The sequence below is a fragment of the Paenibacillus sp. J5C2022 genome, from assembly GCF_025567625.1.
Lineage (GTDB): Bacteria > Bacillota > Bacilli > Paenibacillales > Paenibacillaceae > Pristimantibacillus.
In genome coordinates this window covers 35,735-61,178 of record NZ_JAOQJC010000009.1, presented here as the reverse complement: position 1 = coordinate 61,178, position 25,444 = coordinate 35,735, and the positions used below count along the sequence as shown (strand labels likewise).

General features: G+C 52.6%; 25 protein-coding genes, 1 pseudogene and 1 riboswitch. All 26 genes and pseudogenes read left to right on the top strand.

Features of this window, described 5'->3' with window-relative positions:
• Positions 1–113: 113 nt before the first annotated feature.
• The 26 genes and pseudogenes from M6D81_RS09265 (at position 114) to M6D81_RS09145 (ending at position 25,441) form a co-directional block, all read left to right on the top strand.
• Positions 114–1,676, top strand: coding sequence for a spore germination protein (locus M6D81_RS09265; protein WP_262676590.1), 1,563 nt, complete (start codon positions 114–116; stop codon positions 1,674–1,676).
• On the top strand, positions 1,673–2,884 hold the full coding sequence (locus M6D81_RS09260) for a Ger(x)C family spore germination protein (RefSeq protein ID WP_262676589.1): 1,212 nt from the start codon (positions 1,673–1,675) through the stop codon (positions 2,882–2,884). The genes M6D81_RS09265 and M6D81_RS09260 overlap by 4 nt, the downstream gene beginning before the upstream one ends.
• 21 nt (positions 2,885–2,905) lie before the next feature.
• Entirely contained in the window at positions 2,906–4,003 is a 1,098-nt protein-coding gene (locus M6D81_RS09255; RefSeq protein ID WP_262676587.1) for a GerAB/ArcD/ProY family transporter, read from the top strand.
• Between the two features lie 77 nt (positions 4,004–4,080).
• A riboswitch (TPP riboswitch) is annotated at positions 4,081–4,192 on the top strand.
• 238 nt (positions 4,193–4,430) lie between these two features.
• Positions 4,431–5,543, top strand: a complete 1,113-nt coding sequence (locus M6D81_RS09250; protein ID WP_410795711.1) for an ABC transporter substrate-binding protein — start codon at positions 4,431–4,433, stop codon at positions 5,541–5,543.
• A 68-nt stretch (positions 5,544–5,611) separates the two neighbouring features.
• Positions 5,612–5,914 carry a thiamine-binding protein gene (locus M6D81_RS09245; protein WP_262676586.1) on the top strand — a complete coding sequence of 101 codons (303 nt, stop codon included), beginning with the start codon at positions 5,612–5,614 and terminating at the stop codon, positions 5,912–5,914.
• Positions 5,904–6,695, top strand: coding sequence for an ABC transporter permease (locus M6D81_RS09240; RefSeq protein WP_262676585.1), 792 nt, complete (start codon positions 5,904–5,906; stop codon positions 6,693–6,695). The genes M6D81_RS09245 and M6D81_RS09240 overlap by 11 nt, the downstream gene beginning before the upstream one ends.
• Complete coding sequence (locus M6D81_RS09235) at positions 6,688–7,461, top strand: ABC transporter ATP-binding protein (RefSeq protein ID WP_262676584.1); 774 nt, start codon at positions 6,688–6,690, stop codon at positions 7,459–7,461. Before M6D81_RS09240 ends, M6D81_RS09235 begins: the two co-directional genes overlap by 8 nt.
• Entirely contained in the window at positions 7,454–8,290 is an 837-nt protein-coding gene (locus M6D81_RS09230) for a TatD family hydrolase (protein WP_262676583.1), read from the top strand. The genes M6D81_RS09235 and M6D81_RS09230 overlap by 8 nt, the downstream gene beginning before the upstream one ends.
• A 142-nt stretch (positions 8,291–8,432) precedes the next feature.
• The gene (locus M6D81_RS09225) at positions 8,433–9,206 is read left to right on the top strand and encodes a glycoside hydrolase family 73 protein (protein ID WP_262676582.1); all 774 of its coding nucleotides are present in this window, start codon (positions 8,433–8,435) and stop codon (positions 9,204–9,206) included.
• 71 nt (positions 9,207–9,277) lie between these two features.
• Positions 9,278–9,937, top strand: coding sequence for a peptidoglycan recognition protein family protein (locus M6D81_RS09220; RefSeq protein ID WP_262676581.1), 660 nt, complete (start codon positions 9,278–9,280; stop codon positions 9,935–9,937).
• A 780-nt stretch (positions 9,938–10,717) separates the two neighbouring features.
• Positions 10,718–10,960 (top strand): hypothetical protein, encoded by a 243-nt coding sequence (locus tag M6D81_RS09215; protein ID WP_262676580.1) that lies wholly within the window; start codon positions 10,718–10,720, stop codon positions 10,958–10,960.
• An 8-nt stretch (positions 10,961–10,968) separates the two neighbouring features.
• Positions 10,969–11,163 carry a GNAT family N-acetyltransferase gene (locus tag M6D81_RS31790; protein ID WP_410795710.1) on the top strand — a complete coding sequence of 65 codons (195 nt, stop codon included), beginning with the start codon at positions 10,969–10,971 and terminating at the stop codon, positions 11,161–11,163.
• A pseudogene (locus M6D81_RS09210) lies at positions 11,151–11,324 on the top strand (NUDIX hydrolase); the annotation flags it as partial. The gene M6D81_RS31790 and the pseudogene M6D81_RS09210, both read left to right, overlap by 13 nt.
• 305 nt (positions 11,325–11,629) lie before the next feature.
• Positions 11,630–12,022, top strand: a complete 393-nt coding sequence (locus tag M6D81_RS09205) for a DUF4259 domain-containing protein (RefSeq protein ID WP_262676579.1) — start codon at positions 11,630–11,632, stop codon at positions 12,020–12,022.
• Positions 12,023–12,273: 251 nt separating this feature from the next.
• Positions 12,274–13,041, top strand: coding sequence for a nucleotidyltransferase domain-containing protein (locus M6D81_RS09200; RefSeq protein WP_262676578.1), 768 nt, complete (start codon positions 12,274–12,276; stop codon positions 13,039–13,041).
• A gap of 371 nt (positions 13,042–13,412) precedes the next feature.
• The gene (locus tag M6D81_RS09195) at positions 13,413–14,546 is read left to right on the top strand and encodes an amidohydrolase family protein (protein WP_410795714.1); all 1,134 of its coding nucleotides are present in this window, start codon (positions 13,413–13,415) and stop codon (positions 14,544–14,546) included.
• Positions 14,533–14,895: a Rieske (2Fe-2S) protein gene (locus tag M6D81_RS09190; protein WP_262676576.1), complete on the top strand. Its 363-nt coding sequence runs from the start codon at positions 14,533–14,535 to the stop codon at positions 14,893–14,895. The genes M6D81_RS09195 and M6D81_RS09190 overlap by 14 nt, the downstream gene beginning before the upstream one ends.
• Positions 14,896–14,920: 25 nt before the next feature.
• Positions 14,921–15,940 (top strand): NAD(P)/FAD-dependent oxidoreductase, encoded by a 1,020-nt coding sequence (locus M6D81_RS09185; protein ID WP_410795709.1) that lies wholly within the window; start codon positions 14,921–14,923, stop codon positions 15,938–15,940.
• 36 nt (positions 15,941–15,976) lie between these two features.
• Positions 15,977–18,310: a helix-turn-helix domain-containing protein gene (locus M6D81_RS09180; protein WP_262676575.1), complete on the top strand. Its 2,334-nt coding sequence runs from the start codon at positions 15,977–15,979 to the stop codon at positions 18,308–18,310.
• Between the two features lie 420 nt (positions 18,311–18,730).
• Entirely contained in the window at positions 18,731–19,624 is an 894-nt protein-coding gene (locus tag M6D81_RS09175; protein WP_262676705.1) for an ABC transporter permease, read from the top strand.
• Positions 19,625–19,636: 12 nt separating this feature from the next.
• A complete protein-coding gene (locus M6D81_RS09170; protein ID WP_262676574.1) occupies positions 19,637–20,500 on the top strand; it encodes a carbohydrate ABC transporter permease in 864 nt (287 codons plus the stop codon).
• 23 nt (positions 20,501–20,523) lie between these two features.
• On the top strand, positions 20,524–22,116 hold the full coding sequence (locus M6D81_RS09165) for an extracellular solute-binding protein (protein WP_262676573.1): 1,593 nt from the start codon (positions 20,524–20,526) through the stop codon (positions 22,114–22,116).
• Positions 22,117–22,210: 94 nt separating this feature from the next.
• Positions 22,211–22,618 (top strand): zinc ribbon domain-containing protein, encoded by a 408-nt coding sequence (locus M6D81_RS09160; protein ID WP_262676572.1) that lies wholly within the window; start codon positions 22,211–22,213, stop codon positions 22,616–22,618.
• Between the two features lie 19 nt (positions 22,619–22,637).
• Positions 22,638–23,153 carry an NUDIX domain-containing protein gene (locus M6D81_RS09155; protein ID WP_262676571.1) on the top strand — a complete coding sequence of 172 codons (516 nt, stop codon included), beginning with the start codon at positions 22,638–22,640 and terminating at the stop codon, positions 23,151–23,153.
• Between the two features lie 276 nt (positions 23,154–23,429).
• On the top strand, positions 23,430–24,614 hold the full coding sequence (locus tag M6D81_RS09150; RefSeq protein ID WP_262676570.1) for a DegT/DnrJ/EryC1/StrS family aminotransferase: 1,185 nt from the start codon (positions 23,430–23,432) through the stop codon (positions 24,612–24,614).
• A 26-nt stretch (positions 24,615–24,640) separates the two neighbouring features.
• Positions 24,641–25,441, top strand: a complete 801-nt coding sequence (locus M6D81_RS09145) for an alpha/beta hydrolase (RefSeq protein WP_262676569.1) — start codon at positions 24,641–24,643, stop codon at positions 25,439–25,441.
• The last annotated feature ends 3 nt before the right edge of the window (positions 25,442–25,444 follow it).

Here is a 25,444-nt window from a genome sequence, read left to right as displayed (position 1 = left end):
CCCCTGCGAAATCATTAGTACCATTCTATTAGCGTCAGTCATGGAATGTGCCATACATATTTCCATCCATAAATCGGAAACAATAAAAGCATCATGGAAATGGAGCGTGGCGCATGAAACAACATCGACAATTAACGCCGCTGAGTCCATCGCTGGAAGCTAATCTTCATCGCATTCATGCCCGCTTCGGAGGAAGCAGCGATCTGGTCATCCGGCCGTTCAGAGGCGACGCCGCTCCCGACCGTCAGCTGGCGATCGTCTATCTGGACGGTCTGGTGGATGCGGAAAGTGTGCAGGAAAGCGTGCTGGAGCCGATAATGGCCATGCGCCTACCGGAGAGAATGAATGCGAAGGGGGCTAGGCTGGCGGAAGCGCTGCGCAATTGCATCATTGCCGTAGGCTCTGTGAAGGACGTAGGCACGCTGGAGGAAGCGATGCAGCATGTGACGGACGGGCTGTGCCTCATTCTCGCCGATGGCAGCGGTGTCGCGCTGACGGCGAATGTCATCGGGGGAGAGCAGAGAGCGGTTACGATCCCGCAGACGCAGACGGTTATAAGAGGGCCGCAGCAAGGGTTCGTGGAAAACATTGCAACGAACGTCAGTCTCGTCAGGCGCATTATCCGCTCGCCGGATCTCCATATCCGCACCCGCAAGATCGGGCGGCAATCCAATACGAACGTAGCTGTGCTCTACATGCACGGGATAGCGGATGAAGGCGTAGTGAAGGAGGTGTTCAAGCGTCTGTCCGCAATCGATATCGACGTTGTGCTGGAGAGCGGCTATATCGAGGAATACATTCAGGACGAGACGTTTACACTGTTCCCTACGATGCTGAATTCCGAGCGCCCGGATGTGGTGGCGGCTTCGCTGGCGGAAGGCAGAGTGGCCATTATCGTCGACGGGACGCCGATTGTCCTTGTGGCGCCCGCTACTTTCTTCTCCTTTTTCCAGTCCGCCGAGGATTACTACCAGCGCTTCGACATTGCCACATTCGTCCGCATGATCCGCTATTTCGCCTATGCGTTCTCTATGCTGCTGCCTTCCATCTACATCGCCGTCACAACTTACCATCAGGAGATGCTGCCGACGACGCTGCTGATCAGCTTGGCCGCTCAGCGCGAAGGGGTTCCCTTTCCCGGTCTGGTGGAGGCGCTGCTGATGGAGCTGACCTTCGAGGTGCTGCGGGAAGCGGGCCTGCGCATGCCGCGCGCAATCGGACCGGCCATCTCGATCGTCGGCGCGCTCGTGCTGGGTCAAGCGGCTGTGCAAGCCGGCATCGTATCCGCCGGTATGGTTATCGTCGTCTCCTTCACGGCGATTTCCAACTTCGTGCTGCCGGACTACAATCTGGCGGCCACTTCCCGTCTGATCCGATTCGCATTCATGATTATGGCGGGCTTGCTCGGGTTATTCGGCATCTTCGTGCTGGTGCTGGTGCTGCTTGTCCATATGGTATCGCTGCGATCGTTCGGTGTCCCTTACATGTCGCCTATTGCGCCGGGCTCCAAAGGCAAGTGGCTGTGGCGGGACGTATTCATTCGCGTGCCGTGGTGGGCTGTGCTGATGAGACCGCTTGACCTGAAGCTGCGCAATCCGATCAGGCAGCGGAATCGCAGGAAGCCGCCTGCGCAGCGGCTGGCCGGCGGCTCGCAGGGAGGGGACGGAACATCATGAATCGTGCAGGAACACTATTGCTTCTGGGAGCGATGCTCCTGCTTACCGGCTGCTGGAATCGGGTGGAGCTGAATGAGATATCGATTGTGTCGGCAACGGGAGTGGATTGGCATGACGGCATATGGGAGGTGTCCTTCCAGACGATTATTCCGCAAGCGATTGCGAGTCAGACCGGAGGAAGCCAGACGGCTGCTGTCAATGTGTTCTCGACGAAAGGGGATATTTACCGTACAGCCGTCAGCCGCGCCAGCCAGGAGACGAGCAGACAGCTGTTCTTCGCCCATAATCAGATCATTGTCGTCGGCGAAGAAGCGGCGCGCAAAGGGCTGGGGTCGGTAATGGAAGTATACTTGCGCAATCCGGACGCCCGGGAGACGGTGAATATCTTCCTGGCCAAGGGCACGGCGAGACGCATGCTGGAGCAGCTTGTGCCGCCAGAGCAGATTCCGGGAACCGCCGTACAGCGTATGGCAAAAAATGAGGAGCAGGGAAGCTCCTCGTTCCGTCCGATGAGCATGCATACGACGATGCTGGGACTGCTCGGAGGCGCGCAGGCTGTCGGCATACCCGGCTTGACGCTTGCCGGTACGGGGGAGAGCACGGATTCGATTAAGCAGTTGGGAAGAACGTGGATGCCGTCCAAAGTCAGACTTGAACAGCTGGGACTGATTGTGGGCGATCAACTGGTAGGCTGGGCAAGTACGGAACAGAGCCGGGGCATCATGTGGCTGTCCAATCACATCGGGAAGACAACGATAGGCATTCCTTGCGAGCCGGACAAGGCGTCGCCGAAGCAGACGTCAGTACGGATTATGAAATCAACGACAGCCCGAAAGCCGGAGTGGCATAACGGGAAATGGCGCATGTATGTAGATATCAAGGTAGAAGCGGTGCTGCGGGAATACAATTGCAGCACGAAGCTGGAGCTGCCAAGGCAAATGGATGCGATCGAAAAATTAATCGAACAGGAGATTCACAAGATCGCCATGAATGGATGGAAGGCTGTGAGCAAGCATCGGGCGGATGTTGTCGGGTTCGGCGATCTCATCCGCAAGGAGCATCCCCGTCAGTGGAAGGACATTCGCGGCGAATGGAGAGAGCTGTTCCCGCAGACGGATGTGATCGTGACTGTGAAGGCCAACATCGTATCCAGAGGCAGGAATGCCAGCAGCTTTAAAAAAATGCAGGAAGATGCCAGAAGCAAGTAACGGGTATGAGAGGTGAGGAGCTTGCAGCGAATCGGCAAAGATCAATTAGGGGTACTGGTCGTATTGTTTCTGATCGGCAGCACGCCGCTATTTCAATTGGGCAGCAGCGCGAAGCAGGACGCCTGGATGGCGATGACGCTGGCGGCCGCTGCGGGACTGCTGCTGACGGCCATGTACCTGAAGCTGCAGCGGCGGGTCCCGGACGCGGGTCTGGCGGATCTGTACAAGTATCATCTGGGACGATGGCTCGGCGGGGCGCTTGCATTCATCCATGCGATATGGCTCGCTTACGAATCCATGCGCAACGTTCGCGATGTCGGCGAGCTGACCTACATGGCGCTATTGGATCAGACGCCCAAGTCGGTGACGATGCTGCTGATCCTGCTCGTCGCGGGCTATACGGCGAGCAAGGGGGTCGAGGTGTTCGCCCGCGTGGCCCAGCTGCTTATGCCGATCGTATTCATCAGCTACGGCATCGTCATCTCCTTGCTGTTCGCCAGCGGACTTGTCCGTCTGGACAGGCTTAAGCCGGTGCTGGAGAACGGCTTTGGCCCCGTCTTGAAAGCCGTTCCCGATCTGGTTGCTTTTCCGTTCGGCCAGATGGTTGTCATGCTCGTCATATGGCGGTATGTGAAGGAACGGGGGAAAATCGGGAAGACAACCTACCGCTCGCAAACGGTTGTCTCGCTGTTCCTGATCTTTATGAACGTACTGGTCATGTGCGTGCTTGGGGCGCAGCTGTCCGCCGTGACGGCGTTGCCGCTGCTTCATGCCGTGCAACTGGTCAGCCTGGCAAATTTTTTGGAACGATTGGATATCGTTGTGACCATTCTGCTGTATATCGGTCTGTATGTGAAAATAACGCTGCTTCTGTTCGCATCGGCCACGATGATAAGCGAAATAACCGGCTGGTCTTACCGTTATTTGCTGTTGCCGATCATGCTGATCATTTACGGCCTCTCGTTCCTGGAGCCGAACTACACGTTTCATATCTGGATGGGCTTGAAGGTGACGCTGAAGTTTGTGCCCATCTTTCAGATTGTCTTGCCGCTGTTGATGCTCTGCGTCGGCATTCGCAGCAAGTACAAGCGGATGTCGGATAAAGGAGCGGGAGGCTGAAAAACGTGCAGGCAGGAAAAATAAGTCTGGCATTCTTGCAAGTATTTGATATAATAAATAATCGATTGATGAAAACTGAACAATCCTGGGGGAGCTGGTGTGGCCGGCTGAGAGGGAATAGCAGTACAATTCCGACCCTTATAACCTGATCCGGGTAATGCCGGCGTAGGAATGCGAAGATCCGCTCCGCATAGCGAGCGCGCAATGGCTTTTTGCCATGCTGCGGCGCTGCGAGGGATCATGAGGCCAACTTCAAGGCGCCTTTCCTAATCAGGAGGGGCGCTTTTTTAATGCGAGACGGATGCCGTGCCGCCAAGGGGCCGCGTCAGCCGTTAGCGCTTGTGCCAAGGGAAACCTGTTACTGAGCTTCCGGGATGCCAGTCATCATCAAAAAAACAGATAACAGTAGGAGAGGGGACGGAAGAGGATGATAGGTATGAAAGTGAAGGGGAAGAAGCGTTCATGGGGGATTGCGGCAGTCCTGCTCGCCGTTATGCTGGCGGTTGCAGGCTGCGGCGCGGACGGAAACGGCGGCAATGGAGGTAATGGAGGAAAGTCTGACAATGTGAGCAACAACGCCAGTGGAGGCAATGCGGCAGACGGCGGCAATGCCAAAGAGGACAATAAAGCGGAGGATAAGCCGCTTCAGGAAGTGCAGCTCGTGCTGGACTGGTCGCCCAATACGAATCATACCGGCCTGTATGTAGCGCGCGACAAGGGATACTTCGAGGAGCAGGGACTGAAGGTGGACATTATTCAGCCCGGTCAAGAGGGCTCTGATGCGATGGTTGCCTCCGGTAAGTCGGAGTTCGGAGTAAGCGTCCAGGAGACGGTGACGATGGCCCGCATTGCAGGAGTGCCTATCGTGTCCATTGCTGCTGTTCTTCAGCACAATACATCCGGCTTTGCTTCGCCTGTAGACAAGGGCATTGACTCACCGAAGAAGTTCGAAGGAATGAAATACGGCGGATGGGGAGCACCAATTGAAGAAGCCGTCATCGATGCAATAATGCGCACGGTAGACGGAGACATAAGCAAGGTGGATATGCTGTCGATCGGCGATACGGACTTCTTCGCGGCAGTGAAGCGGGACATCGACTTCGCATGGATCTTCTACGGTTGGACCGGCATTGAAGCAGAGCTTCGCAACGAAGAGATGAACATGCTGTACTTGACCGATTACAGCGACAAGCTGGATTATTATACGCCGGTTCTGGTGACAAGCGAGGATATGATTGCGAACTCGCCTGAAGTGGTTACAGCGTTCAGCGCAGCGGTATCGAAGGGCTATCAGTATGCGATTGACAACCCGGCGGATGCGGCCGAGGTGTTGATTGCCGCGGAGCCGGATCTGAACCCGGAGCTTGTGCGCGCAAGCCAGCAGTGGCTCAGCCCGCGCTATCAGGACGATGCGCCACGCTGGGGCGAGCAGAAGCTTAGCGTATGGAGCAATTTCTCGGAATGGCTGTTCGAGAACAAGCTGCTGGAAGCCGAGCTGGATGCGGAGAAGGCGTTCACGAACGAATTCCTGCCGCAATAATGCCGGACGAGGGGCTTCCGACCGCTGGCATGCTGAGCATGCAACAACAAGGAGAGAGGTGAGCGAATATGGCTAACGCACTGGTAAGCATTCAAATATTGCCTCGCACGCCGGGAGGGGCGAGCGCGATTCCTTACGTGGACCGCGCAATCGAAGTGATCAAGCAATCCGGCGTTCCCTACCGGGTAGCGCCGCTTGAGACGACGATGGAAGGCGAGCTGGATCAGTTGCTCGGCATCGTGCAAGAGATGAACAAGGCGATGGCGGAGATGGGCTGCGAATCCGTCATATCCCAAATGAAGATCTATTATTGTCCGGAGCACGGCGCTTCCATGGACAGGCTGCTGGAGAAGTACCCCGATGGGCAATAAGCGAAGCCTGTGGACGAGGATCGGTCTGCCCGCGATCGTCATGCTCGCATTCGTTGCATGCTGGCAGGCGGCGGTCTCCTTCGGACTCGTGTTCGACTGGATGATTCCGTCCCCGCTGGCAGTTGTGCAGGAGGCGATCAGGCCGGATGTATGGCCGCGTCTTATGGAGCATACACGGGCGACGCTTGGCTTGACCTTGTTAGGCTATGTCGGAGGATCGGCGGCGGGCTTTATGCTCGCCGCTTTGCTGCATCTGCTGCCGGGGGTCAGACTGGGCGTGTCGCCGCTCCTGATCTTGTCGCAGAACGTGCCGATTATCGTGCTGGCGCCGATCATGACGATGCTATTCGGCTACGGGCTGCTGCCCAAGGTGCTGTTGCTGATGATGGTCTGCTTCTTCCCTGTGTGCGTGACGATGCTGTACGGCTTGTCGCACGGTCATGAGGCGGAACGCAACTACTTGCGCATGATCGGCTGCAGCAAGTGGCAGCTGTTCTGGCGGCTGGAGCTGCCGGGGGCGGTCACTGGTCTGTTCAGCGGCCTGAAGATCGGAGCGACCTACAGCGTTATGAGCGCCGTCGTGGCGGAATGGCTGTCTCCGAGAACAGGACTTGGCGGATTTATGGTGTTGTCTTCCAGAGGGTACATGCCGGAGCGGGTATTCGCATCGGTTATTCTCATTATTACGATCAGTGTAGCTTTATTCGGTCTGGTGACGCTGGTGGAGCGCTACTTCACGCGCTGGCGGCCGAGGGAGAAGGGGAGTGCGGCCGATGCTTGACGTACTGGATATCAGCAAGAGCTTCCTGCAAGGGAAGAAGGAGCGCAAGCGCGTGCTGGAGCAGCTGTCGCTGCACGTCGATGAAGGGGAATTCGTCTCCGTCGTCGGTCCTTCCGGCAGCGGCAAGTCGACGCTGTTCGGCGTCATCGGCGGCCTGGAAGAGCCCGATGGCGGCGATATATGGATCGACGGGCGCCGGACGACGGGCGAGCGGGGACATGTCGCGTACATGCCGCAGCAAGCGTCGCTGCTGCCCTGGCGAACGGTGGAGGCCAATATCGAGCTGTCGCTGACGATTGCCGGCATGGAGAAACGCGAGGCGCTGTCGCTGGCGCGGCAATGGCTCGCGCGGATCGGGCTTGCCGATTATGCGGCAGCGTATCCCCATATGCTGTCGGGCGGCATGAGTCAGCGCGTATCCTTCCTGCGGGCACTCTTGTCGCCGCAGCGGCTAATGTTGCTGGACGAGCCGTTCGGGGCGCTGGATGCGCTGACGAGAATGCAGATGCAGCATTGGCTGCTGTCGATATGGGAAGAGAACCGCAGGTCGGTGCTGCTGGTGACGCACAGCATTGAAGAAGCGCTCTATCTGTCCGACCGGATTATTGTGCTGTCAGCCGCTCCCGCTGTCGTATTGGACGAGATTGCCGTTCCGTTCCCGCGTCCCCGCAGCGAGACGCTGTGGAAGGAGCCGCAGTTCAATGAACTGAAGGGACGCATCTACGATCAGCTTCAAGGAGTGAAGGGGGCTGACGGCCATGGATAACGGGGAGAGACGGGATGAACGGAGTTCCCTTGACTCGCTATCCTGCATAGACGCCCATATTCATCTCGACATGTATTCGGAGGAGGAGCGGGAAGCAATGCTGCAGGAAGCCCTGGGGGAAGGCGTGAAGGCTGTGGTCGCCGTATCCCGTCATATGGAGTCGGCGCTAGTCAACTACGGGCTGGCACAGCGGTATCCGCAAGGCGTGCATCCCGCATACGGCTTCCATCCGGAGCAGGAGCTGCCTGCTGACGACGACATCCGGCAGCTGATCGAATGGATTCGGGAGCGCCATGCTGCCGGGGAGCCGTTCGCCATCGGTGAGGTCGGGCTCCCGTATTACATGCGGACGGAGGCGGAAGCGGTGGGGCAGCCCTTCGACGAGGCGCCTTATATCGAGCTGCTGGATCGATTCGTCGCGCTGGCAGCGGAGCTTGACCGGCCGATCGTCCTGCATGCGGTATACGAGGACGCCGACAAGGCGTGCGGCTTGCTGGAGCGCCATGGGGTGCGCAAGGCGCATTTCCACTGGTTCAAGGGAAGCGAAGACAGCATACGCCGTATGGCGGCATCCGGCTATTATGTGTCTGTCACGCCAGATGTAGCCTATGAGGAAGAGATCAAGTCGCTCGTTCGGCAATATCCGCTGACACAGCTGATGACGGAGACGGACGGTCCCTGGCCGTTCGAAGGACCTTATGCGGGCAAGCGCACGATTCCGTCGATGACGAAAGAGGTTGTTGCGGATATCGCCGTCCTGAAGGGATTGCAGGCTCAAGAAGCGGCGGAGCAGCTGCTCCGCAATACGAAGCAATTTTATACGCTGTGAATGCGGCGGCCTCTTGTTCTACTGGACAAGGGGCCGTTTCCTTTTGCCAAGCTGTTGCATACATAGAATTAGAGAATGAAAGATTAGCAAGCAGCTATAGCTGCGTAAGCGGAATCGTACAAGCATGAAAGGGGGTGATCCGATGGCGAAGCTGACAAGAGCACAGTTCATTAAAGCGATCGCGCCGACGATCATGCAGGTTCGGCTGGAAGGCTCGCCGATGTATGCCTCGCTGCGCATTGCACAGAGCATTCTGGAGACGGGAGGCGTCATTCATGCGTGGAACAATCTAGGCGGCATTAAGGTGGGAAGCGGCAAGCCGAATGCGTATTGGCAGGGTGAGGCGGTGGTAAAAGGGACATGGGAGGTGGTCGACGGCCGTTCCATGACGACCAAGTCGGCATTCCGGGCGTACAGGAGCTTGTATCACTTCTACAAGGATCTTGACCGGCTGCTGGAGTATCCCCGCTATGAACCGGTGCGCCGCGCGCCTTCTCCGGAGAAGCAGGCGACTATGCTGCAGTCGTGCGGATACGCGACCGATCCGGCATATGCATCCAAGCTGATCAGCCTGATCAATCGTTACCGGCTGAAGGCATATGATATAGAAGTGAGCGCTCCTGTAAGGCCGCTGGGCTTCGAAGGCTCGTCCGTCATTCCCATCCTTTATCTGGGGGGAGTCATAGGGACGGGATATTTGAAGGAGGGTACGACATGGGTGCCGGTGCAGGAAATTGGCGGGAGTCTGGGGGCGACTGTGGGCAGCTGCGTCGTGCAGGGCGTGACGGTGAACGGCATGGAGCTGCAGTCGGTAAAAGCGGGCGCCTTGCGTCTGGTGAAGGTGCGAGAGCTGGCAGACGCGGCAGGTATAGAGCTGGAGTGGGACGGCAAAGCAAGGGTGGTCATGCTGGGGTAGCGGGCTGGGACCGCCCTGACTGACGAGGAATTGCCGGAATAGGATGTAGCAGGGAAAGGGGAGAAAAAGTGATGTATACGTACAAAATCGATCATATCCCTCGGTCTACGCCGTACAACAGGCGGCCCGGCTATCCCATGGATGCGACCACGATCACCATTCATAATACAGCCAATCCTTCCAGCACAGCGAGCAATGAACGGGATTGGCTGACGAATTCGCTCAATACGAGAACGGCCTCCTATCATATTGTCATCGACCAGAAGGAAGCGATCGAGTGCATTCCATTGAACGAGAACGCTTGGCATGCGGGGGACGGCAGTGGGGAGAAGAGCGGGAATCGCACCTCTATCGGCATCGAGATATGCGAGAGCGGCGATTACGAGACTACACGGGACAATGCAGCCGATCTGGTCGCCAATATGCTGCTGGAGAGGAAGTGGGGGACGGACCGATTGCGTCGGCATTATGACTGGAGCGGCAAAAACTGCCCGCGCCTGATGAATGAAGACGGGGATTGGGACGGCTGGAACAGCTTTGTGAAGATGGTGGGTGAGAAGATGGAGGAGAAGAAACCTCAGGAACCGATGCTGGACCCGGATGACGCCAACAATATTATCCGATTCCTTAGCGCGGCGTATATGTCCACGACGGTGGAAGAGGCGCGCAAGGAATTCAACCGTCTTGCCAACGAGCTGCGAAGAGTAAGCGGCCAGCCGCCGCAGCCGTAATGAAGGAGGCAGAAAGAGCCCGTTGTCCCGTAGCAGGGGCATCGGGCGTATTGGCATCGGCTGTTAGAAGAAAATAAAGTTACTACTTAGGTTCATTCACGACTTGAAATAAAGCCCCGATCAAGTGATGTACATTTGCAAATGTGACAGTTAAATCGCATCACTTGTCAGGCGATAAGGTGAGATGGGCTTGGCGGGGCTATGTGATCAAAATGAGCGATAGCGCACGCTTTCCTCTACTTTTCCGAGTCTATGTGACCATTTTGAGCGATAGCTCCTACTTTTTGGCGGTACGAGGCACGCTTGGCGGGGCTATGTGACCAAAATGAGCGATAGCGCACGCTTTCCTCTACTTTTCCGAGTCTATGTGACCATTTTGAGCGATAGCTCCTACTTTTTGGCAGTACGAGGCACGCTTGGCGGGGCTATGTGACCAAAATGAGCGATAGCGCACGCTTTCCTCTACTTTTCCGAGTCTATGTGACCATTTTGAGCGATAGCTCCTACTTTTGGCGGTACGAGGCACGCTTGGCGGGGCTATGTGACCAAAATGAGCGACTGCGCACAATTCCCAGTTCTTTTCCGAGTCTATGTAACCATTTTGAGCGATAAACCCTACCCCTACTTGTTCTAGTATCCAAGTAGTTACAAAATAAAGTTCTAGACCGACGATGATTCATTAAAAGTATATTCCTCCTAATAATGGCTATTGTCAGAATGTTTTGTTATGATATATTTCATCCAGTATTTGGTGGCGTGTTGACAAGGAGGTTTGTTCATTTGTATAAGGCAATTCTTAATGAGGATACATACATTTCTATTTTTGAAGAGAGGCATTCTCAAGAATTATTTAAGTTAATAGTAAGTAGCCGCAATTCCATAAGAAAGTGGCTCGAATTTCCTGATAAAACCAACTCTGTTGATGATACGAAAGCCTTTATCAGTCGGTCTTTAATTAGGTTTGCAAATAATAATGGTTACTGGGCGGGGATATGGTATAAGGACAAATTGATGGATCCATAGGTTTTTTAATGATTGACTGGGATGCCAAGCGTACAGAAATGGGTTACTGGTTAGGTTCTAAGTTTGAGGGTATCGGTCTAATGACAAACGCATGTAAAGCCTTCGTTGATCATGCGTTTAATGATTTGAATCTACGAAAAATTGAGATCGGAGTAGCAACCAATAACAGCAAGAGTCGTGCAATACCGGAACTTTGTTTTTAGCAAAACCAGTAGGAGGAAAACCGATCATTACAAACGAAAGTCTTGAGACTGGATTCTTTCCAATAGATGAGGCTTTAAAAAAGGTAACATGGAAAAACTTTAGAGAAAGAATAGAAGCCTGTCTAAACCTAGAAGGACAACCCATATATAGAGAATTCTAATAACAATAATTTTGAAAGAAACTCGAAGAAGGCGTAGGCATCATATAACACCGTATTCACGCAGCGTCACTATCGCTCCTTGGTCCGGCTGAAGCAGAAGAAGTAGATTCGATTGAGGTTGATTCAGTAGCAGTGAAGAATAGTCAGCCGGACAACCTTGCAAGGAGCCACCCGGCAATCTGGTCGCTGCGCTTGACCAGTTTTGCTGCTTAAGCCTTTCGGGTTCGTGAATACAAGAACGTTATGTGAAATTCCCGAAATGCAAATATAAAACTAAACTAAAAATGAATGCGAGGATGATTTTCATGGGAGCTTGGGGATACGGAAGTCTTGAGAATGATACTGTTTTAGATTGGGTTGAAGAACTTTTAGAGACAGAAGATTTGAGTTTAATTTCTGAGTCAATTGAGATGGCCCTAGATGATAGATATTTAGATGCAGACACGGCATCTATAGCAATTGGATCAGTAGAAATACTGGCAGCCTTGCAGAATAAACTTGGAAATGAAAAATACGATGATGAACTTGAAGAATGGATAAACCGACATAAAGGTCAAGGGAAAGAGTTATTATTAAAAGCTCAAAAAGCATTAGAAAGAATACAATTAGAATCAGAACTAAAAGAGTTATGGGAAGAATCTGAAAACTTTGAAAACTGGATAGAGGCAATGAAAGAATTAGAATGCAGAATAAAGTGAAGGCTTATTCAAGAAGTTGGGAACTTCACATAACACCGTATTCACGCAGCGTCACCTGCGGCTCATTGGGCCGAAGCAGTAAGAAGTTGGTTCAGAAGAAGAGGATTCAGTAGCAGGGAAGCCAATTCAGCCGGACAACCTTGCACAGCCTAACCGCGTCGCGGCCGTTCCCTTCGGTCACTTAAGGCAGTGAAGGTTCGTGAATACAAAAACGTTAGCCGAAAGAAGTTCTTAGTTTAGGAGGAGTCTATATGATATTAGAAAAAGTTATACATAGAATTGTAATACAAAGTGAATATAAGGATTTTGTTGATAAGTATACAGATAATATACTTACCGAATTTAAAGGTAAGATTCATAGCATTTATATGTGTGGCTCGATTCCAAAAGGAACTGCTAAACCTTTTAAGTCAGATGCAGACTTTACTATTGTATGTGTAAATCCCAAAGATATTGATTACGAAAGATTGTCAAATATTAAAGACAGGCTTTTGGAAGAATATCCAGTAGTAACTAAGATTGATACGACAATTTGCTCGATTGACGATGTATTAAGTAAACCAAATGATTGGGGTTTTTGGGTAAAGATAATTAGTGTTTGCATATATGGTCATGACGTTGGTGAAAAAGTACCACCGATAATTATTTCTCCAGAGTTCATCTTAGACTTAAATACAGAGACCAAGGAGGAAGTAGATCGTATACATAGTTTACTTTCTAATGCTAGTGATAACACAATGAAAACTAGATATATTAAAGGTTATTCTAAGAGATTAATTCGTGCATTATACTCTTTAGTTTTAGAAGATACAGGTGTATGGCAAGATGACATTATTAAGATGAAGAATGCCATATTAAACTATTGCGAGATTGACTCCGCTTTAGTTGATTATCTGTATGCTTGTTACTTGGATAGTAATGTACTTGTTGAAGAGTTTCTGGGAATTGCAAATGAAGTATATAGCTATTTTGAGAAAGCCTTAAATACAATGGCTGCTTCCAGAACTTCCTTCGACTAACATCATATTGACGCTCCGGGTCACTCTGAGAAGCGAGTGACCTCATCCAGTCCCTAAGCCGGTCGGGACGTCACAGCTTTAGGTGTTCGGCAAGCCTCACAACTATAAGCAGCGACTCTAATTAAAACATAAGACTATTCTAACGTGAGACGTTAACTAGATGACAACGGCGGCAGTTCAAGACTTAGTTTATCAAGTCTTGGACCGCCGCTGCTTCTTTTCATGGATCAGTCTAACACTTTATTTTCACCGAACGTCCGCATCAAACAAATGTCCATATTGTTCGAACGATTCTGTATGTACCGAAGCAGGGTCTCCTTGATAAAGTGGAACGAAAGCAGCATTCAAACTTTGTCGAAGGAGCGATTATGATGGCAAAACCGAATATTATTGATGCAGACGTCCACAATGCAATTGCAAATCCGAGGGACTTGCTACCATTCCTGCCGCGTGTATGGCATGAGCAATGGCTGTCCGTCGGAGCGGGATACGGGGGAGGGTGGTACTCGCCGATCGGCGTACTCCGCTCGGATGCCGTGCCGCCGGGAGGCGGCTTGCCGGGAAGCGATCCTGCCCATATGCTGGAGCATCACTTCCGCAAGTACGGCATCGATTACGGCATACTGACAGGCTCCGGCATACTCGGCATCTCCCTGAATCCCAGCCCGGACTATGCCAATGCGGTGGCAAGCGCCTATAACGACTGGCTGGCAGAGACATGGCTGAAGGCCAGCCCCGTCTACAAAGGCTCGATTCTGATCAATCATTCCGATCCGCAGGCGGCGGCCAAGGAGATCGATCGCATGGCGGTGAACAAGGGTATGGTGCAGGTCATTATGTGCAGCGGCTCGCGCATGCTGTACGGTCAACGCTTCTATCATCCCATCTACGAGGCGGCGGAGCGGAACGGGCTGCCTGTGGCCGTTCACCCCGGGACGGAGGGAAGGGGCATATCCGGAGCGCCGACTCCGTCGGGGTACCCGACGACTTATCTGGAGTGGCATAATATTCTGCCTGCCAATTACATGGCGCAAGTGAATTCGCTGGTGTGCGAGGGTGTGTTCGAGAAATACCCGCAGCTGACTTTCGTGGCAATTGAAGGCGGCATCGCCTGGCTGCCGCATCTCATGTGGCGTATGGACAAAAACTATAAGGGATTAAGAGATTTGGTTCCGTGGCTCAAGCGCCTTCCATCCGAATATATTAAGCAGCATATTCGATTAACGACGCAGCCGATCGAAGAGCCGTCCGAGAGAGAGCATCTCAACCAGATTCTTCATATGGTAGATGCGGGGCGCACGGTCATGTTCTCTTCGGATTATCCGCACTGGGACTTCGACAATCCGAAGCTGGCATTGGCGCCGGTTCAGAAGGAATTGAGAGGAAGGATTCTTGTGGACAATGCCATGGAGCTGTATGGGCTCTATGAAGCGCCAGCATCCATCTCTGCCTCTGAGAATTCCGGGGATGTCGTGAAGGAGGCGGAAGTCGATGCCCAAGACTGAACAGAAGCACTTCGCAGGAACTGTGCAGGAGCTGAAGAACAAGGGGCGACTGGTCGCAACGGTGAACGGCATGGAGATCGGCATCTTTCTCGTGAACGGCGCTTATTACGCCTGGCGCAATATTTGCCCGCACGGAGGAGCGCCGGTATGCGAAGGAGTGGTGTGCGGCACGAGACTTCCTTCTCTCGTATACGAATACCGCTACGGCAGGGACCGAGAGATTGTGCGTTGTCCTTGGCACGGCTGGGAGTTCGATCTGCTGACCGGCCGTCATCTGGCAGACGAGAGTGTCCGTCTAAGAGGATACCGCGTAGAAGAGACGGACGGCGAGCTGTATGTTTTCGTATAGAGACATCAGAATGGGGGGGCACGGCATGAACGAGAAGTATTCGATGACAACGCCGGTAGACATTGCGATAATAGGAGGGGGACCGGCGGGGCTGTTCGCGGCTTTCTACGGGGGGATGAGGAATGCCTCGGTGAAGCTGTTCGAGAGCATGCCGCAGCTGGGTGGTCAGCTGTCGGCATTATATCCCGAGAAGTATATTTACGATATAGCGGGATTTCCGAAAGTGACCGCACAGGAGCTGATCGACAGGCTGAAGGAGCAATTGGCGCAGTTCGAGACGGATATCGGACTGGAAGAGCGGGTTCTCCATGTCGAGAAGCTGGAGGAGCGCTTGTTCCGGCTGATGACGGATCGGGGAGAGACATACGCCAAATCCGTTGTTATTACGGGAGGCGCGGGGGCTTTCCAACCAAGGAGACTGGATCTTCCCGACGCTTGGCGGTATGAGGAGTTGAATCTGCATTACTTCGTCGACGATATGAGCCGCTTCCAGGGAAGGGAAGTCGTTATTTGCGGAGGCGGAGATTCCGCAGTGGATTGGTCTCTTATGCTGGAACCGATCGCGAGCCGAGTGACATTAGTCCATCGCCGCGACAAATTCCGGGCGCATGAGCACAGCATAGCGCGTTTGAAGCAGTCCGGCGTCCATGTGTTGACCCCGATGGAGGTGACAGCGCTGGAGGGCGACGGCGGCATCGAGTCGCTTACGCTGAAGGACGTTAAAACGGGGGAGGAACAGTGCATTGCGGCGGACGAGGTCATTATCAGTTATGGCTTCGTCTCCTCACTTGGGCCTATCGAGCAGTGGGGCGTGCACGTGAAGGGTGGGGCGATACCGGTGGACAGCCGCATGGAGACGAATATCTCCGGCATATTCGCGGCAGGCGATATTACAACTTATCCAGGCAAGCTGGGGCTGATTGCCGTCGGCTTCGGGGAGGCTCCCACCGCGATCAATAATGCGAAGGTATACATAGATCCCGGCGCGAAGTTGTCTCCGGGACACAGCAGTCATATGAAAGCATTCGCAACGGCAGTGACATAGTCCGGAAATAATCCGCAGGGGGGAGCAAGTTTATCGATGATGGATAGGGTGTTCAACAACCGTACTATGCGGTTCTCGTTATTCAAGCAGTTCTACGCCATCTTCTTTCTGTTGATCATGGTGCCTGCCATTATTGCCAGCCTTCTGGTTTATACGCATGTGGTCAAGGTTATGGAACGGGAAGTGGACAAGTCTAGCGAGGTTGTCATCGGCCAATTCGCCGGAGAGACGAACAAGCTGATTCATTCCATGCAGAATGAGATGATCAAGCTGCTGGATTATTCCGGCTTGGACAGCTTTATTCGCTCGGGCGACGGGATGGAGCAGTATCGACGCAACGAGATTATGACCGGCTTGTACGACAGGCTGCAGACGTTGATTGAGCACCCGCTCGCCAGCTCCGCTTACATGTATCTCCCCGACAAGCAGTTGATCATCGACAGCTCGAGCGGCCATTTTTCGCCGGAGATGTTTTTCCAATACACGAACTTTATGCCGGAGTTGGCATCGTCGGAGCGGGACGAGCTGTTCAGCGGGCGCAAAATGATGGCTATGACCCGCTCCATGCAGATTCAGAAGAAGCCGCTATTGTCGAAGCACACCACGATGTCAGGACAATATGTGTCTGCGATGATAAGCTATCCGTACAACACAGATTCGCCCAAAGTGTACCTGGTGGTGAATATCAATCAGGAGCAGCTGAGCCAAAACATAAAAATTATCGATCAGCATTATATTGAAACCGCTATCATGAACGAGCAAGGTGATCTGCTCGCGCATGCCGGCCAGCATGCAATAGACAGTCCCGCCTTGCTCGAAGCTTATCGGAAGAGCGATGCGGGAACGGCGAGCATGACGGTGCAGGGGCGGCGTTATCGTGTAGCCTTCGAGCCGTCCAATTCTTACAAGTGGATCTATGTGAGCCTGACCGATTTGAAGGAGCTCCGCAAGCCGGCCGAGACGATCAGGCTGGGCAGCTTGATCTTCCTGTCCTTCTTCTTAATCGTAGGCACGGTTATCTCTTATTACTTAAGCCGCAGAATGTATATGCCCATTAAGGACATTAAACGGCAGCTGGAACGCACGCGCCGCACCTCAGCCCACTTGCCGCCGCAATCAGGCAATGAGTTCGATCTTATTAAACATTGGTCCAAGCTGCTCATTACCGAAAATAAAGATATGTCAACGCTAATTTCCGGCGTATCGCCAGTTGTCCAGGAACACTTCCTGGGCAAAGTGCTGTACGGCGAGCTGAATGATGATCTGTCCGTGCAGTATTATGCGAAGGAGATCGGCTTGGATGTCGATGTGTCCGGTGCGTTCTCTGCGATCTGTATCGATCTGCAGTACCGCGAGTATGGGAGCCGCAAACTGACGGAGACCGACAAATCCTTCCTGATCGTAGAGCTGAAGGATGGAATCGTCAAGGCGATGGAGACGGATGTCCGCTTCTGTCTTGTCAGCAAGGATCTGCTCGTATGTATCGTGCATCTGAACCCGGGAGCGGCGGAAAGCCAAATTCTCGTTGCTGGAGAAGCGATACGCAACGTGTGTGAGGAGAATACGGCCTATTACTATTCGGCTATTGGACTGGGGTGTGCAGTCGATGGGCTGTGGCATCTGCATGAATCGTATCGATTGGCGCTGCGATTGTTGAAAGGGAAGAAGCTGTACAGCGGCGCGGAAATATGCACGGACCTGGACGATTGGGGAGAGCGTTCTACGATTGAAAGCTTCCTGTCGACTCAGAAAGTCAATCAAATGCTGCAGATGTACGAGTCGGGTCAACGGGAAGAGATGCTGCAGCTCGTTCATGGGATGCTGGACAGTGACAGGCTGGACGGCGCTCCGGCTGAGCGGGTCAAGCAGCTATGCATTGACAGCTTGAACACTTGGCTGAGAGCGGCGGCGACGGATAGCAGGCATGACTTCAGCATCGAGAAATACTCTTCATTATTTCAGAGGCTGCATGAATGCGCCACGATCGAGGAGCTGAAGCGATTTTTTGAGTCGGCTCATGCGGAATTATTCACTGATCAGGAGATATTGCCGGAGCGCTTCGAGGCCGTTCTTTCCTATATAAAGGGAAATTTCCATAGCGACATATCGATCGAACAATTCGCGCGCGAGCTGAATATGTCTATCGGTCACTTCAGCCGCAGCTTCAAGGAAGCGGTAGGGGAGAAGTACGTGGAATATCTTCTGCGCTGCCGGATGAAGGCGGCCAAGCGCTTATTGGCCGACACCGAGCTGAAGCTGGACGACATTGCCCTGCAAGTCGGCTATCTTAGCCGTAATTCATTCATCAAGGCATTCCGCAAGCACGAGGGAGTGACGCCGGGCAAATACCGGGAAAGCTTGAGCGGTTAAAATGCAGCCAGCTCCTTTATTCCCCCGAGCGGAAGACCGGCAAGAAGCATCGCTTGAACATCGGCGGTGCTTTTTTTTGTTGTGTGCTGTACATCGGATGCAAAAATGATCACTTTCCCCGAGAATCAAGCATTTCAAAGCGATCGCAGATGAGGACACTCCTATAAAAAAAGGAAAATCAGGACACTTGTCACAGCGAGGAAGGTCCCTGAGCCCAGCCGCTAAAGGGATTGACTGGCAGAAAAATGATCTCTTTACCCTGCTTTTGCCTCTCCCTTATGATGGGCAGGACATGACAAATCGCCTCTTCCCGGGAGGGGCATGAAGAAAGGGTGAATATGCATGAAGCAAGCGGTCTGGGTGTCCAAGTCGGGACCCGCCCACTTGAAGCAGGCCAAGCCCGGTATCGAGCTGCTGCGCATGATTTCGAAACACAAGGCTTTGTACTTGTTGATGCTGCCGGGCATTCTGTATTACATTATCTTCAAATATGCCCCGATGTACGGTGTTCTGATGGGATTTCAGGATTATTCGGTAGTCAAGGGCATCTGGGGAAGCAAGTGGGTGGGACTGGAGCATTTTGTACAATTTTTTTATGACACACCGGAAGCTTGGCGTTTGATCCGCAATACTTTGCTGCTTAATGTGTATGATTTATTGTTTCACTTTCCGGCACCGATTGTGCTGGCCTTGCTGTTGAATGAGCTGAAGAACGCTATGTTCAAAAGAATCGTTCAGACGATCAGCTATATGCCGCACTTCCTGTCCACGGTCATCATTGTCGGCATGGTTGTCAATTTCCTGTCGCCGCAGAGCGGAATCGTCAATCACCTGCTCCAGGCTTGGTTCGGCATTGATCCCATTATGTTCCTTGGCATACCGGAATGGTTCCGAAGTATCTACATCGGCTCGGAGCTGTGGCAGAAGCTGGGGTGGGGCACGATTCTGTACTTGGCGGCGATCGCAGGCATCGATCCGACGCTATATGAGGCGGCCAAAATGGATGGCGCGAACCGGTTCCAGCAAATACGCCATATCACCTTGGCGGGCATGATGCCGGTTATTATTATCTTGTTCGTGTTGAACTTGGGGAATATGATGGAGATCGGCTATCAGAAGATCATCTTGCTGTACAATCCCATGATTTACGAGACGGCCGATGTCATCAATACATTTGTGTATCGAAGAGGCATTCTGGGAGCGGACTTCAGCTTTGCTACAGCAGTCGGGTTGTCTCAGTCCGCAGTGGGATTCGTATTGGTAGTCATGGCGAATCGCGTGGCGCGAAAATATTCGGACACCAGTCTGTGGTAAGGGGGAAAAGATATGAAAGCAAGCCTCGGCTCCCGCATTTTTGACAGTGCGAATACAGCGCTTATGCTAGTATTGATTGCAGTGATGCTTTATCCTATCGTATTCGTGTTCTCGGCTTCCTTCAGCAATCCTGCCCTGGTGGCAAGCGGTCAAGTCCGGCTGCTTCCGCAGGATTGGACCTGGATCGCTTATGAACGGATTCTGTTTCTGCCGGATTTATGGATCAGCTACTGGAATACGATTCGGTACACGGTCGTTCAGACTGTGCTGACGTTAATTGTGACGGCTATGATGGCGTACCCGCTTGCGAAGCGCTGGCTGCCGGGCCGACGTGCGATCCTGTTGATGGCGGCATTCACGCTGCTGTTCAACGGCGGACTTATCCCGACTTTTCTAGTCGTTCAACATCTGGGGCTGTTGAATTCCATTTGGGCGATTGTGCTGCCGACATTGGTCAATACCTGGTACTTGTTTATTATGCGCACATTTTTCGAAGCGCTTCCAAAGGAGCTGGAGGACGCAGCGACGATGGACGGCTGCAGTACGATGGGAGTGCTGCTGCGAATCGTCATGCCGCTATCTCTGCCCGTTATGCTTACTATAGGGTTGTTCACCGCTGTCGGGCAGTGGAACTCCTTCTTCGATGCGTTAATCTATCTGAGCGACCGGGACAAATACCCGCTGCAAATATTGCTGCGCAACATCATTATTGCAGGTTCCGGGTCCGAGACGTATATGGAGGACGGCGGGGCGACGTTTGTAGAGACTGTGAAATATTCCACTATCATGATTGCGACGTTGCCTATTCTGTGCATTTATCCGTTTATTCAGAAGTATTTCGTACAGGGCAGCATGATCGGCGGCATTAAAGGTTGAAATCATAACAAGGGGGATTATATATGAACAGAACGTTTCGCAAGATGGGCTTCGGATTATCACTGTTAGCATGTTTAAGCATGGCGACTGCAGCTTGCTCTAACGGGAATGGCGGCAGCGCCAAGCCGGATCAGAGCCCGAGCGCGGCGCCGAAGGCGGAGTCAAGCGGCACATCGACTTGGCTATCGGAGAAGCCGGTCACATTCAAATGGTTCGTCGGCGAGCGAAGGGAAGCGCCTATTCGGGACGATTGGCAAATTTTCCAGGAAATATTCCAGAAGACGAATGTAAAGGTGAAATTCGAAGCGGTGCCTCAGGAAGGATTGCAGGAGAAGAGACAAATATTGATTGCTACCAATTCCGTGACCGACTTCATGCCAGTGCCGCATGCGGATGCTCGCTTGTACGGACAGGAAGGCGTATTCCTGGATCTGGCTCCCTATATTGAAGAGCATGCTCCCAATATGAAAAAGCTGTTCGAAACTTATCCGCATGTGAAGCATGTCGTCACGGGGGCGGATGGCGGAATCTATTCCATTCCTATCGTGGAAGGAATCGGCTTCAATTACACCTGGATCGCACGTCAAGACTTGATGGACAAGTATAATCTGGAGGCTCCCAAAAATCCGGAGGAGCTGTACGAGATGCTGAAGACGCTTAAAAAAGAGCATCCCGATTCTTATCCGTTCATTACGCCAAACGTTAGCGGGCCAATAGGGCTTTATACGATTATGCTGAGAATGTTCACGGGAATCGAAGGGTACCTCCAAATGGAGCCCGATAGCGGGGAGTATCAATTCGCGGGGGATCATCCCGGCTTCAAAGAAGCGCTTCAGTATATGAACAAATTGTATGCGGAGGAGCTGCTTGACAAGGAGTATGCGATCTTGACCGGCGCGCAGTGGGAAGAGCGGATGCTGACGGGCAAGTCGTTCGTTACTTATCATTGGAAGACGAGGAACGAGCAGTTGACGAACCGCGCCGCCGAAGCGGGAATGATTCCGGGTTATGAAGTAGACGTCATACCACTGCCGGCGGCCGATGGCATTAAGCCGTATTTATTCTCCAGAGAACTGATTGGCCAAAACGGCCTCGCTATATCCGCAGGAGTGAAGGACAAAGTGACGGCAGTGAAATTCCTTGATTATCTGCTGGGTGAAGAAGGGTCCGATTACCTGGCGCTTGGCATTGAGGGCAAGACGTATGACCGTTCCGAAGGGGAGCCCAAGTTCCTGGAATCGCTTGGACCCGCTCCTTATGATCAGCTTCGGGGCGAATGGGGGATATGGTACACCGATGTGAATCTGGACAATGGGAAATCCCGTCTGGCCGACCGATTGACGGAGAAGGCACAGCGGATTGAAGAGCAGTATATGCCGTATGTCGTGCCTGCGCCTAACCTGCTGGTGCTGACGGAAGAAGAGAATGAGCTGCGCAAGGAGAAGCTGGACAACTTGACCGTATATATCGAAGAGAAAATGACGGAGTTCGTGACGGGGAGAAGCCCGATTACCGACGAGAATCTGCAGGACTTTCTGGAGCAATGCAAGAAGCTTGGAGCCTATGAGCTGAAGGATATCTACAACGCTGCCCATAAGCGGGGGAGCGGAAGCTGAATTTGACGGAATGGCCCGCAGGCCATCAATAATTTCCCCCTCCAAGGCATGGAAATCATGATACAATGAGGACAAACGAAGGAGGGGGTTGACGATGGCGGAGACCGTGGTATGTCCTTGGTGCGAGAACGAGGTTATTCTGGACAAGGATATTTGTCCGGAGTGCATGCACGAAGTATTCCCATCCCATCTGGAATCCGGCGATAACGATCAGCCGGATGACTTCCGGCATGTGCCTGCCGCAGAAGAGGAAGAGGCGGCGGATGTGCTGGCTCAGTTGGAAAGCGAGTATTCCTGCTCGGATTGCGACCATAAGGAGTGCAGGGTGCAGGAGGTAGCCATGACGGGACCGGGTATAAGCAAGTTGCTGGACATTCAGCATCATCACTACTGGTTCGTATCATGCCTGAATTGCGGCACGGTGAAAATCTACGATCCCAATGTGCTTCGGAACCGCAAGCAAGGCGAATTCAGTAGCGGGCTGGATTTGTTCTTGGGTTGAAAGAGGAGAGAGCGGAAGAATGCAAGTCATAAGATCGCATGAAAATGTAGCGGGTCTTCCTTTGCCCAATGAAACGCGATTGGTATTGTCTGAGTTTCTTCCTCAACAGGAATTAATAACGAGTTCATTCGTGCTGGCGTTTCAGGAAAATACGCTATTGTTGACGAACTTGAATGAAAGAGGCTGGGATATTCCCGGAGGTCATATTGAGCATGGGGAAAGCCCGGAAGAAGCTATGAGAAGAGAGCTTTATGAAGAAACGGGCGCTTTGATTGCATCTCCTCAGCTCCTGGGTTATGAATTAATCCGATTGTTTCATAAACCGGAGAAGTATAAATACCCCTATCCGGACAGCTATATGGTATTTTATTGCGCCAGAATTGAAAGGCTTGATGATTTCCATGGCACAAGCGAAACAAAGGGAAGAGGCTTCTTCAATCGGGAAGATGCCTGTAAAGTTCGGTGGGTTCAAAATAACCGGGCTCTTTATGAAGAAGCATTAAAGAGAGTAATGCGAGGTTTAAAAGCCAATTAACGTTAATAGCAGCGAGTCGCCTGAGCAGGCGGCTCACTTTTGATTTTGCTTCATATCGTTGATCTCAATCGCAGGCGCCTCCGGGCGTCTTTTTCCTGTTTTAGACGCCTCAATTGAAATGGCTTGCACGGCTTGGGGTTTATTCTTCACAGGGGAAGTAATTCGCTAAATTTGAACTCAATTTTTGAGTAAATTCATTTATTTTGAGGCTGCATACCGCCCTTTTCTCGGGCTAAGGTAGAGACGTATCAGTATTAAGCGAAGGAGGAAGCGGATATGAATAAGCTAGCGATTAATGGGGGAACAGCGGTAAGAACGCAGCCATTCCCGGAATGGCCGCACTGGGACGAGCTGGAGGAAAAATTGATTCTGGAAGTCGTGCGATCAGGAAAATGGGGAGGAACCGGCAGAATCAAGCTGCAGGAGCTGGAAGAGAAATTCGCCGCTCTGCAAAATGCAAAATATGGCATAACGGTTGTAAACGGTACGATCGCGATTACGATCGCTTTAATGGCGGCAGGCGTTGAATCGGGCGATGAAGTCATTATGCCGCCTTATACGTTTATTGCCACTGCAACCTCTGCTCTTATGTTCGGGGCTATACCGGTATTTGTCGATGTGGAAAGGGATACGCTGCTGCTTGATCCCGAGAAAGTGGAAGCGGCGATTACGCCAAGGACAAAAGCGATCGTAGCGGTGCATATTGCGGGCTCGCCGGCCAATATGACCAGGCTGAAGGAAATAGCCGACAAGCATCAATTGAAATTGATTGAAGACTCTGCTCAAGCAGTAGGGGCGGAGTGGGAAGGAACCCCGGTAGGGGCGATCGGTGATGCCGGAACGTTCAGCTTCCAGTCGAGCAAAAATATAAACGCCGGTGAAGGCGGCATCATTCTGACCAATGACGAGACAATAGCCAATCGGGCATGGTCGCTAGTTAACGTAGGCAGAGTTCGTAATGGCGGCTGGTATCAGCACGAGGAAATCGGCTGGAATTTGCGAATGACAGAGTTCCAGGCGGCAATTCTGCTGGCGCAAATGACGCGGCTCGACGAGCAGATGCGCAAACGGGAAAGCAATAGCCGCATCCTGACGGAGCTTCTGGCGGATATCGACGGCGTTAGTGTGATGAACAGAGATGCCCGGATAACGAGACACGCTCATCACTTGTATTTGTTCAGAATCGCTTCGGGCATAACGAAAGACGAGAAATCGGAAGTGGTTAAAAAGTTCCACGCCGAAGGTATTCCAGTATCGCCGGGATATGTATCGCTAAACAGGAACAAAGCGATCATTCGAAGCATTCAGAAATGGAGCGGCAAGGAAAGGCATGACTTCTGTCCGATCAGCGAAGCTGCGGAAAGTGAAGTGTTTTGGCTGCCTCATCATGTTTTGCTGGCGGATGAAAAAGATATGACGGACATTGCGGATGCCGTTAAAAAGGTGATTTCGGCCTATTAATTTGATGAACAAGGAGTCGGGGATAAGTGGAATTAACGACGTTGTATGTAGATGAGCCGCTTGTATTGAAAAGGGCAGTCGATATCGCCAAGCCATCCGGAGCTGCCAAGTCTACCGCTTTATTCTACGTCCATGGCGGCGGCTGGAACGGCGGAAGCCGCGATCAATTCCATAGCCATCTGGCTTACTTCTCTTCACGCGGATACTGGTGCGGCAGCGCAGGCTATCGTCTGGCGCCGGCGGCCGACTGGAAGCAACAGCTCTCGGATGCGTCCGAGGCGTATATGGCTTTTCTTCATGATTTGGAATGCCAGGGTCAACCGGTGCAGCGCGTTATTGTTCTGGGCAGCTCGGCGGGAGCCCATCTGGCCTCATTATTGGCGATGATGCCTCCGGACAGATTGCCTGTGCAGCGTACGGATCGCCATGCTGTGTGGAGACAGCCGGATGCATGCGTATCGATCAACGGTCCCGGGACGCTTGAGGAATGGCCGGATATGAACGAACGCATCAGGGATTGCATCGAGCAAGCGGTCGGCTGTTCCTATGCCGATTCCGATCGCGGAGAGGCTTTCGCCGAAGCTTCTCCGATAGCATACGTCGGGCAAGGCTGTCCCTCCTTCTTGTTCCTGCTGGCTGAACACGAGCAATACTTTCCCCATGCGCATGTTTACGCGATGAGCGAGAGCATTCGACGCCATGGGGGAGCAGCAGAGACAGTCTTGATCGAAGGAGCGGAGCACGGATTTTTCTACGGCTTAACGTCTCCTGAGCAACGACAAGCGCTGCGTGTGCTGGAAGCGTGGCTGGAACGTCAGCACGTATAGATG